This window comes from Acinetobacter seohaensis (assembly GCF_056431365.1).
Genome location: NZ_JBWKMK010000116.1, coordinates 1 through 11144, shown reverse-complemented (window position 1 = coordinate 11144; position 11144 = coordinate 1). Strand labels below are relative to the sequence as shown.

The following is an 11144-nucleotide window of genomic DNA, read 5'->3' as shown; positions in this document are numbered from 1 at the left end:
TGGCCAGAAAAATGAGTCGTTCTCGCTGTTCTAAACTAAGTGGTACAGAAACAATTCGAGGCATGTGTGAACATCTGTTAACTAAAAAAACTTTTTCGCATGATTAGTTATTTTTGTCAACTTATATTGATAATCAGCATATGAAACAAGCATAGGCAATCCAAGTACTATGCCAACGAATTCATTCAATTTTCTGTGATGAAATCCTTGTCCATGGAGAACTTGATGCTGAAGCTCAACCCCATGAGCAAACATTGCGCCAAGTAAAACTATTCCGCACATCGTTAGATAAATATTCCCACTCAATGCACAGCTACCACCTGTACCAAGTAATATTAAATAAATCGTTAATTTTAAACCAAAGGTGACGTCATTAGATCTGCTACGTAAATCTACTAATGGAAACCGTTTGAGGGCTGAATTTTCCATAATTTTCTATCCAAAATATAATTAAGGCGATGGCTATCTTTTACTGCTAGAGAACTTTTACCTTTAAGAATTATCAAAAAAACAAAATCTTATTGTTTAGTAAACACAACCATTTTTTTGTGATTGCATTAATTTTATTATCAATATTCATAGCTAAAAGTAAAAATAGAGTTCCTTATGTTGTATTAGGAAATTTTATGTTCGACTATAAATTACTTGTTGCTTTTAATGCTGTTATCGAGGAAGCAGGTTTCGAAAAAGCAGCCAAAGCACTGGGCTTAACACAATCAGCTGTTTCTCAACGTGTCAAATTACTGGAGGCAAGATTAGGTCATGCAGTTTTGGTAAGAGAGACGCCACCAATTCCTACTGAGATAGGGAAATTATTATTAAGTCATGTTCAGAAAGTAAGCTTGCTAGAATGGGATATTCAAAATTTCGTCCCAACTCTTAATGATGAGCAATCATTTAAACGGTTACGTATAGCATTAAATGCAGATAGCCTTGCCACATGGTGGGCTAGTTCTGTAAGTGACTTCTGTAATGAAAATAACTTACTATTGAATCTAATAGCTGAAGATCAAGAAGTGAGTTTGAATTTTATGCGTACAGGAGAAGTAACCGCTTGCATTGGATCTGTCAAAAATCCTATTGATGGAGCTAGAAGTATATTACTTGGAGCAATGAGATATAAAGCTGTTGCAACCCCTCAATTTATTGCCAAGTATTTCCCAAATGGTATAACCCCAGATGCAATTGCTGATGCACCTGCTTTGATATTTGGACCAGAGGATATATTGCAACATAGATTTTTAGAATCATTGGGCGTTAAGAAAAGATTTAAATACCATTTTTGTCCTTCTTCTGAAGGCTTTGTACGTTTTACTGAAGCCAATCTCGGATGGGCAATGATTCCAGAACTACAAATACAACAGCATTTAAAAAATGGGAATCTTGTTGAGCTAATACCAAATACAGAAATTGATGTGCCTCTATATTGGCATTATTGGTTAAACAGTGGAGAACTTGTTAATAGATTGACTAGACATTTAATGAGATCATCTAAGCAGCAATTAATACGATTGCATAGGTGAAATCTTAATTACTAACTTTTTTAAGCTATTGATCAATAGATAGGGTTCTATTTCACAATAACATGATCATGCTAGTCTTTCGGTAATCCCCCCTGAAAATAATAGGATCTAAATTATAGAGATTCTAGCTGTGATCATCAGGTTATTAATTAGAAAAAATTATTTATTCTAATTTAAAGTGGCTCATTGCGAACAAAAATGACTGGTATGGTACGAACAGGAATGACTGGTAGGCTACGAATAGGAATAGATGGTAGGTTTGTGCAAGAATATGCACTATACAAAATTACCCATTATGTCCAATATAAATCAATAACTTAATACACAATAAACAACCCAACCACTACCGATTGGATTTTTCATGTTTCACGACTTTATGTAGCCTTATTTAACACTAAAGTAGAAAAAAATGTACAGATGAAATATGAATATATGTCCAAGTAGGAGCAACAGTAGATGAAATCGCTACCTATTTGTTTGATTTATCTATTAAACAGGGCTATTAGAGTATTTTTAGAGTGCTATTCATACTCTCTACCCCTACAAAATTTAAGAAAGATGTTTTGATAACGATTCTACCGATAAAACAAATGGCTAATTATTTTTTTTGAAGCTCTATGGGTTTTGGTAACCAATATGAATGCCCATTAAATCTTACATCATAACCATCTTCTATTTCTGTAATCATTTCCGTTTTAATCTTTAGGGCATCAATGTAAGGAAGTTGGTGAAAATATCTAAGTCCATTTCTGACCCAACTTAGAATATGTTCACTGTCACTTAAATCAGTTTGGGTAAGTGCAACAAGTTCCATTTCTAGTTTTTTCTTTTGTTTAGTCTTTAAAAAATCGGATTTTTTCAATTTTAAATAATCAATGGAAGTACCGTAATTTTCATTTAAAAAGTTAATGAATCCAGTGAGTGCAGCAGCTTGACCTGAATAATCAGTCAGATACGCTTTGACATGCCCCAAATTTGGTAATTGAGCACTTTCTCCCTCTATTGACAACATCAACGCCACAGCAGGCTTTACAGCCAACCTCACTGAACGTATTGAAGTTTCACCTCGTTTGATTTTTTCTTCTAATTTATTCTTGTATTCTAGTACAACATCATAAGCCAAAGATGGTTGAAAAATACGTTGCACAAGTTTTTCCATCTGATCTCGTTCTGAACAACTTTTTTTGTTATCCATATCTATTCGAATGTCATGCACCTCTTCAAGCCATTGCATCACCAATTCAAATTTTCTAAGCCCACTACTTCGTAACCTTGCTAATAACTGCTTTGTTGTAGGCATAGATTGATTCCAATCTATTTCGGTTTTCATAAAGAAATGGGTATGTTTATTTATATATAATGCGGCTTTATGTGATCCCACTTTCTTTTCTAACCAGCCTGTATAGTTTTCATACTGCTGTTTTAAGTAGCTAGACTCAAATACTTTCTGATTTTGATCAAATTTATTCCATAAATTTTGATGCCAATAACAATCATCGCATAAATCAGCACAACCTGCTGCAATCATACAATGACATGCTTTACAGGATTTCTGAGGCTTATCTCTACATTTTTTACACGTTCTTTGTCCTGATGCATCAGACTCCAATAAGCGATGTTTCTGGCACGATGGACATGTCTCATAATCTCGTGTCGCACATTTTGGGCATACCCGTAGATCATCATTAAATCGTGAAATTCGGGTCAATTTTTGTGATGGCGTACCACATCGTTCACAAGGCTCAATGGGTCTAAAATACACGGAACAACTATTACACACCACACCATATTCGGTCAGCTTACCTATTGGTTTATTTGTCTGATTACATCGAATACAGGGTTGTTTCTTAATACATTCGTTACAAATGGCTTGTTCATCATCTCTAGGGAGTCGGGCAAAGTCACCACAACTTGGGCATAATCGTTTTTTAAAGATACGAGCATAACAAGTCGAACAATATTTCTTGCCTTTATATCGTTTTTTTATGAAAGAAACAGACTGGTTGCATCCATGACAGTCATGTTCAATAACATTTTCAGTCAATATACCTCGCTCCACTATTATTGCTTCTTCTTAATAAATTTAACCATTGGCGTTGTACACTTGCTTTAGATTTTGGCTTAGTAACAGTTATTGCTGCACGAGAGACAGGATAATGTCTTGTAGGCTTAATCATTAAATCTTTCATCTGTTGGAGCTGAACAGGCAGCTTCTTACGCTTATCCCAAAAGTTTGCATGACTAATTCCGTATTCCTTTGAACGCTGTATTAGTAAATTACATGGAATATCCATAATCTGATCCAATATTGAAAGCAAAACTATTCGCTCCTGAGTATTCAGATATTCAAATGCCAAAGGAGTAATTGGTTTTGGAAGATGTAAATTTACGTCAAAACTTTCAAATAATTGAATCACATTTTTATTGGGCGTATTGACCAAAAATCTGATCTCACTAAGCCATGCTCGAGCAATTTCAAACCATACTTGAGAAGTCACTGAGGATTGATTATAAAAACCAAATTTTTGTTTTAAGACTTGCTCTGCTTTATTTTGGAAGTTTAAAGCATTTAAATTGATGTTTTTGCTTTCCTCACAACGCCTTAAATCAAAACCACATGTCGTACAGATCGCTAAACAACCATGTTCCATATCGGCTTTAAATGGTTGGATCGTCACACCACATTCAGGGCAATGGTCAATTAAACTTAACTGATGCTCAACACAACTACAATGCCACCCCATACGCCACATTAAACGCAAATAAGGCGGATTTTCATGACTTTTCAAGCATTCAACACACACTTGCCGACCTGATGTATTTGAGCGGTTTCGTGTGCCCAAGGATAAAACCCAAGGGATATTTTGATTTGGATCATAATTTGGCTGTATCTGAGAAACGACGCTACTCAACATCGATTGCTGTATATTCTGTTTTGACTCCATACTATGAGATAACAGAGCATCGAACCTTTCTGCATCTACTCCTTTGTCTAAATCAATCGTTAAAGCTCTCCATTTCCCCCATAAAGCCTCAATGAGAACCATAGGTGAGCAACCTACATCTAAGGCGGAACGAATCAACCACGATGAAAATACTTCCCCTTGCTGAATGGGAGTTCTGATATACCAACATTGTTCAGGTTGACTCATCTCTACCTCCCTATAATGATTTAGCAAAATTAACTCAGGCTGAGATTTATATTTCTAATATTTCTTAAACCCTCCGTAGGTTTAAGCCATTTAAACTTATGTACGATGTCATAGGTAATTTCTTCATCACCTTGTAAAATGGCTTCTTTAGCACACTCCACCAATAATCGATTTAAATCCCCCAGATTTCCACCTGACACTTCAAAAATCAACGTAGCAATCTCTTTGGATGCAAGATTAGACTGTTTTTTTAACGGCAATAGTCGAACATAGCTCACTAATAATCTTAAAAAATCTTGATTGAGTTCCCATTTGGGTAAATTCACCACATCAAAGCGACTGGCATATTGCGGATCAGTATGCAGTATGGTGATTGCTTCACGAGTACCGACACCTACGATATTCAGACTCAATTCATTACTGAGGTTCTTGAGCGTATTCATGACTTCGGGAAGCAATTTGGCTGAACCTGTCAGACAATTATGAATTTCATCGATAATCAACATTTTTGTTTCATACTTACGCATCAAGTGTACAGCTTGATTTCGTAATTTGGCTTCAGGATCACTTGCCCGAAATGGCACAAAGAAATGATTTAAAATATTAATATAGAGTTCTTTAACATTCGCTTTTGCTGGAGCAAGTATCGGCAAAACAGGCTTGGTCACGGACAACAAATCCATATCGGCATCACTTACGGTTTTTGTATAATACTGTCTAGCAAACTCATGGATGATGGTTGTTTTGCCCATATTGGAGTCTCCAACAATCAACAAGCATTCTGATCTTAGTTTCCTAGGGCGATTCAGAATATCAGTCAATATATTCATGATGGTAATCGCTTTCTTATAGCCAATCCATCTATCAGTAAATAATGTCTCAATTCGTTCACTATCACTTAATTGCATGATTTCAAGTACATGCTCTGCAAGATGTTCATATTTTTCCATTACCTCACCTTAAATCATCAAATGCAGTTAAAGGAGTACTCCACAAATCATCACTTGTCTGAATGCTTTCAGAAACTACAGCCTTTTTAGACTGATTCTGTTCGGAAAACTGAGTGATGGCTTTTTCATTTTCCTTTTTTCTTTGGTTTGAGCGACGTTGCTTTCGAGTCAAGCTTCGAGCCTGATTAAGCTGTTCACGTAGATGTAAAATCGCCTTGTAAATCTCATCTTGATTCTGAACATCCTGACGCTCACTTTTGAGATAGTTCTGAACCTGCTTATATTCAAATAAGCTAATCGGTGGTATCTCTCGCTTTGCAGTAGGTACTTTAAAATAGGTATTAGAAAATGGCTCATAAAACCAAATCTGTGAAATATCCCTCGGATCACGTTTAAACAAGAATTTTCTTTTACGCTTTCGATTATTATCCTCTGGATCAATAGAATTAACCCATTGTCTTAAACAGTCGGCAAAATAGAATAAGTTATCTTTTTGTACCCCTGTACGCTGAATGGTCGCTTCAAATTCAGGTAGAAAATCAATAAACAAGGTATCTTCATCTGATACACGTTCTTTCAACCCTGTACCTGCTGTCATCCTCGTTCCCCAAACACCTTCTTCCCATTTAACTATTGGGGATGTTCCTAAAGCGGAATGTTTCTTCTGGTGATAAACTTTAGTAATCCAATAAACGATATAGTATTCAAGCTCTTTTAATGTCATGCAAGCTTGTTTAGCGGAATCATAAGTTCCACGCTGCTGCACATTTGAAAAAGTTGTACCATCCAAGACATGCATTTCAAGATTGACGATACCAAGCATACGCTCGATGTGACCACCAAACCTTGCCCCACCAATTGGTCGGTATTCCCAATGAATCCCATACTTTAGACATGCTTTACTGATGTGATTGGTTCTAAAATCAGGTCCATTATCTGTATGCACCGAGTCCATGATCCCTTCGACCTGCCATTCAGCATCAATATCTAGTTCGATCAACTTGCGTTTTTTTGACAAAATACAAGATGCTATACACATCGCCACTGAAGTCGTACTTGGTGCTTCTAGTGATAGGTAATATCCAACAATCATCCGACTGAAAACATCGATTGCCAAGGTTAAGTGAGGTTTTCCAATCGCTTCTCTAAACTCATCGTCCACGATTTCAATATCTAGAGGAGTATGATCAATCTGCACATATGCCAAAGGGTAATCAGCATTTGGAAATGAACCCGCAGCAGCCTTAAATTTATCTATTGCAGCTTTTGATCCAAGACGTGCTTTCGTTACTTGGTAATCATTTAAAGCCTCAATTCTTCTACGAATAGAGTTTTCATGCGGTGCTTCAAGTTGAAGCCGAGAACACTCTGCTTTTACAATTTCAATCGTTTTGGAAATACTAGGTTTCTTCGCATTCAAATATTCATCATTGATAGCTTGTTTAATGATATTGCTCACTTGAGGTGACAACCTTGATTTTTCAGTTGTCCAACCTCTTTTTTTGGGAATCAACGCCATTAGAGAATTATTTTCCCGATAGTCTTTAAGCCATTTCCACAATGTTGAACGATTCACATCATATTCATTCGCCCTATTTTCGACCAGTTCAGTCGTTGAATACTCAATCAAAGGCTTAATAATCTCATAACGTTGTAAAGCAATCTGCCAAGCTTCATTACTAATATCATGATCCCCCTTATTCAAACTCTCAGTTAGCGTATTTTCCCCATTAAAAACGGTCAAACTTCTAGCATTGACCTGTAGACTACGTACCGAATCAAGACTTGATATAACAATGTCATTGGCATTTAAAACATTCACAATTTTATAGGGTTGCCCCTCATAACCGACAACCACATTGGGTTTAAGCGTGATACGACTACGATCGATATTGACAACATTAGATTCAATCATTTAGATATTCCTCGCAAATGCATCATTTTGGTTCACCCATATCACTGTTTCAGCAGTTAAAGGACAATACAAATCACAAGTAACTATTCGCTTTGCCACTAATGCCCAAACTTGGTGAATCCCTTTTAAAACATTGGTTTTATCTTTAAAAATATGGGCAGGTAATTGATTAATTGTTGATTGACCTAATTTTTGCAGAGTATCGAGTAATAATTGTTGATCAACGGCATCGACATGAGAGTGTCTAAATTTTTTTAAGAAATTAATATTTTCCCAATAATGATCATATAATCTTGTTTCACTGATAATTTTGAACTTCCATCCTTTATCAGCAGCAAAACGATGAGCTGCTCTAAATTTTGGTTTTAACTTATCCCAGTCCTCAACAAGCTTTTTCTTAGGCTTAATTTCGATGAGCATTGGTACTGGAAAATCCTCAGAATCTTCACAATTCGAGCTTGAAAACTGCACTAAAAAGTCAGGGGTGTAGGTTGATTGATTACCCAATTCAGTGATGTAGGGGATAACTACAGGTTGACCTATAATATCAATCACATTGTTATTAAATTCTTGCTTAAGTATGAAATCACGCTCAAGAGTCGATTCAAACCATATTGTTTTTTCACCTCGAAAGGCATAATTTCCAGAAATACTCCCATAAACAGTTTGAGCTTTTCTAACAGATAAGTATTCATCACTCAATTTTTTCATAAAAATTCACCATTCAGGCACTCGTGCCTATTAATGTAATTTTGCAAGCCACTCTTATCTATTTATGTAAATAATCTAGTTTAATTGTGTGAAATTAGAGTGACAACCTATTGATTATCTATAATGCCACTCTATTCTATTGCTGTAAATGACAGAGGCTCATATCCCAAACCCGGTGAAATTACCTTGGCGCATTTAGGCGTTTTATTTTTAGATGAATTGCCTGAATTTGATAAAAAAGTGTTAGAAGTGCTGCGCCAACCTTTAGAGTCCAAAGAAATTGTGATTTCCCGCGCCTCTCGGCAAATTACCTTTCCAGCCAACTTTCAACTGATTGCTGCCATGAATCCCTGCCCTTGTGGTTATGCTTTTAATCAAGATGTGCGCTGTCAGTGTTCTGCAGAAAGTATTAAACGCTATCAAAACCGTATTTCAGGGCCGTTATTGGATCGTATCGACTTACACATTGATGTACCACCTCTGCAAGCACATGAATTACAGGACACCCGACCAGTGGAAAATTCTGAAACCGTGCGAAGCCGTGTCATTCAAGCATATACACGACAATTGCAACGCCAAGAGTGTTTAAACATGGCGCTCAGTCCCAAACAATTAGAGCAATTTGCACATTTAGATGATACTGCGCAAAATATTTTAGCCATTGCGCAGCAGCGTTTGAACTTATCGGCACGTGCGTATCATCGGGTGTTACGAGTGGCACGCACCATTGCAGATTTAGCCCAAAGTGAACAGATTCAAAGTCCACATTTGAGTGAAGCACTGTCTTATCGTGCCCATGAAGCCTGATTGAAAGTCTAATTAAGAGTTCGATTAAGAATCTGATTAAAAGTCTAAGAGATGAAAATAGCCCATTGCCATGCCTGTACAATGGGCGAGTTGTTTTTATTGTTTTAAGTTTCACTCCTAACTGGAGCTTTTATTTATCGTCGTAACCGTATCTTTAGAAGGCTTTAGTTAAAGTAAATACAGCTCCTGTTTCAACGCCACGCTTTGCCGCATGCGAAAAACCATCGGTATCAATATCAGTTCCTACAGCAGCCAATTCAGCAGATAAACCTTCAACTGAAGCAAAGTTATAGCTTACACCGACTTTCCAATCTACATAGCTGTCTTTTCCACCGCCAAAATCAAAGTCATCTGCTTGGGTGTAACCTAATCCAGCAACCCCAGAAAAGCCGGTACTTCCAATGGGTGCGGTATAAGTGGCATTGAAATACCAAGCATCGGTGTCACCACCTAAGAAATCATTACTGTAGTTAATGGCTGTTAATAAGCTGGCATCTTTAAACAAAACATCACTAAAACCTAATTTTGCATAAGCTTCGAGCCAGTTTAAATCGCTCTCACTTGGGTAGGCGTAATACCAAAAACCCACATCCAAAATGGGTTTGCTGGCAAAATAATCTAGGCTTGTGGTATAGCCCATATAAGGGTCAAGCTCTAAATGTGCCGTACCACCAAAATCGACATTGGAACCCCACACGCCTGCATACACGCCAGAATCATGGCTGAGAGCAAAACCTGCTTGCACTGCGGGATCATTAAAGGTTTGAGTTAAACCACGATAGCGATAATCACTGGTTAAGGCTGCTGTCCCGCTAAACGACATGCCTGTCGCATTTTCTGCAGCAAAGCTGAGACTTGATGTGGCTGCGAACATCGCCAAAGAAAGTGTTTGAAGTACGAATTTCATTTTAGATTCCCCCTGCATCTGATGAGATGCTTGTGTCTATTGTTGTTTAACTCACATGGAGGATTGCAAACCGTGTGCCAACATTCAAAAAAACAAGATTTTCCATACTCAGAATAGGCTCACAACCACATCTAAATGATTGTTATTTATATTTATTTTTAAATTAATAAATTTCTTATTTTCATCGCTATGGCCTACAACTCACTTTTGTTCATTCTTTTTACATAGATGTATAAGTCATATTTACCGTGTAAATACAGAATACATTGCAACATTTTTGATGTACCTGACTTAGAACTCAAATTTAAACTGCCTAAAAAAGTGCAATAACATTTATTCGCACATCTTTGCATATACTAAAAACTGGGACAAAGTCATTACTCATATGCTTACAGCCCCTTTCCCATTAAGGGCGAACAGCATGTTTGGCCTAGAAAAATATTGTTTGAATACGAATAATTTTTTTGCACCAAGAACATGCATATCATTCAAATTGTTAAACCGAATAGCCAATGTGAGATTTCAGCAGCATTGTGACAGGTCGATGCAATATCTTCTGAAGTTATTACACTTAAAAATTTAGCAAAAAGAGAAATGCTTACTGGGTCAAATTCATCAAAAACAGCACAAATAAAACACCGTATTTCACATGAAACACCTCATAGCTAAAAACTATTAGTTACCCCATCAACACCATTCTATTTTTTATACTTTTAGTTCAAGTAAAAACCAAAATATACAACCTTATCTATTCTTAAATTTAAAACCGCACTTTTGAAGAAATACTTAACAAGATGAAATAAACATAAAATTTTAGGTTTTTACTTACTTATTTCGCCATAAACTATTAACTTAAACTGCTGAAATATTAAACAAAGATGATTTTATGGCTAAAATTTACAAAAAACTTAAAGCATTGCTCCCAAGTCATCCATTCTAGCTGTTCAGCTCATTTAAAATTATGTTTATGTTTTTACTAAAAATTAAAATAATTATTAAACTTTTAAAAATTGGCGGATTCAAGCGGCAAGTGCAACAGTATAAAAACCAGCCATAACTTCACTCGGTGTATACCAACCTAGGGTTTTTCTAGGACGATGGTTGAGTGCAAATTCTATCTGCTCTATTTGTTCGTTTGACACGTCATCAAACGATGATGATTTTGGCAGATATTGCCGG

The 11144-nt window shown here is 36.4% G+C and carries 8 protein-coding genes and 3 pseudogenes; 2 read left to right on the top strand and 9 right to left on the bottom strand.

The window, feature by feature from the left end; translation table 11 throughout:
- Together AC07E5_RS10510 and AC07E5_RS10505 are read right to left on the bottom strand one after the other, a co-directional pair.
- A pseudogene (locus tag AC07E5_RS10510) lies at window positions 1–64 on the bottom strand (helix-turn-helix domain-containing protein); the annotation flags it as partial.
- A gap of 17 nt (window positions 65–81) precedes the next feature.
- Window positions 82–429: a hypothetical protein gene (locus AC07E5_RS10505; RefSeq protein ID WP_498625419.1), complete on the bottom strand. Its 348-nt coding sequence runs from the start codon at window positions 427–429 to the stop codon at window positions 82–84.
- A gap of 119 nt (window positions 430–548) precedes the next feature.
- On the opposite strand from AC07E5_RS10505, the gene AC07E5_RS10500 reads away from it, so the two are divergent.
- Window positions 549–1523: a LysR family transcriptional regulator ArgP gene (locus AC07E5_RS10500; RefSeq protein WP_279676155.1), complete on the top strand. Its 975-nt coding sequence runs from the start codon at window positions 549–551 to the stop codon at window positions 1521–1523.
- Window positions 1524–2121: 598 nt separating this feature from the next.
- On the opposite strand, the gene AC07E5_RS10495 is transcribed toward AC07E5_RS10500, so the two are convergent.
- From AC07E5_RS10495 to AC07E5_RS10475, 5 genes are read right to left on the bottom strand one after another with little or no spacing between them, the layout of a single operon-like run.
- A complete protein-coding gene (locus AC07E5_RS10495) occupies window positions 2122–3567 on the bottom strand; it encodes a transposase (protein WP_498625417.1) in 1446 nt (481 codons plus the stop codon).
- Window positions 3560–4675, bottom strand: coding sequence for a TniQ family protein (locus AC07E5_RS10490; RefSeq protein ID WP_180073021.1), 1116 nt, complete (start codon window positions 4673–4675; stop codon window positions 3560–3562). Before AC07E5_RS10490 ends, AC07E5_RS10495 begins: the two co-directional genes overlap by 8 nt.
- A gap of 29 nt (window positions 4676–4704) precedes the next feature.
- Window positions 4705–5625 carry a TniB family NTP-binding protein gene (locus tag AC07E5_RS10485; RefSeq protein ID WP_180073023.1) on the bottom strand — a complete coding sequence of 307 codons (921 nt, stop codon included), beginning with the start codon at window positions 5623–5625 and terminating at the stop codon, window positions 4705–4707.
- 4 nt (window positions 5626–5629) lie between these two features.
- Window positions 5630–7540, bottom strand: coding sequence for a TnsB C-terminal domain-containing protein (locus tag AC07E5_RS10480; protein WP_498625416.1), 1911 nt, complete (start codon window positions 7538–7540; stop codon window positions 5630–5632).
- Window positions 7541–8251, bottom strand: a complete 711-nt coding sequence (locus tag AC07E5_RS10475; RefSeq protein ID WP_498625414.1) for a TnsA endonuclease N-terminal domain-containing protein — start codon at window positions 8249–8251, stop codon at window positions 7541–7543.
- Window positions 8252–8407: 156 nt separating this feature from the next.
- Between AC07E5_RS10475 and AC07E5_RS10470 the strand changes: the two are divergent.
- Window positions 8408–9058, top strand: a pseudogene (locus tag AC07E5_RS10470) (ATP-binding protein); the annotation flags it as partial.
- Window positions 9059–9212: 154 nt separating this feature from the next.
- Here the strand turns inward: AC07E5_RS10470 and AC07E5_RS10465 are convergent.
- Together AC07E5_RS10465 and AC07E5_RS10460 are read right to left on the bottom strand one after the other, a co-directional pair.
- Window positions 9213–9965, bottom strand: a complete 753-nt coding sequence (locus tag AC07E5_RS10465) for a TorF family putative porin (RefSeq protein WP_026438393.1) — start codon at window positions 9963–9965, stop codon at window positions 9213–9215.
- Between the two features lie 1019 nt (window positions 9966–10984).
- A pseudogene (locus AC07E5_RS10460) lies at window positions 10985–11144 on the bottom strand (IS30 family transposase); the annotation flags it as partial.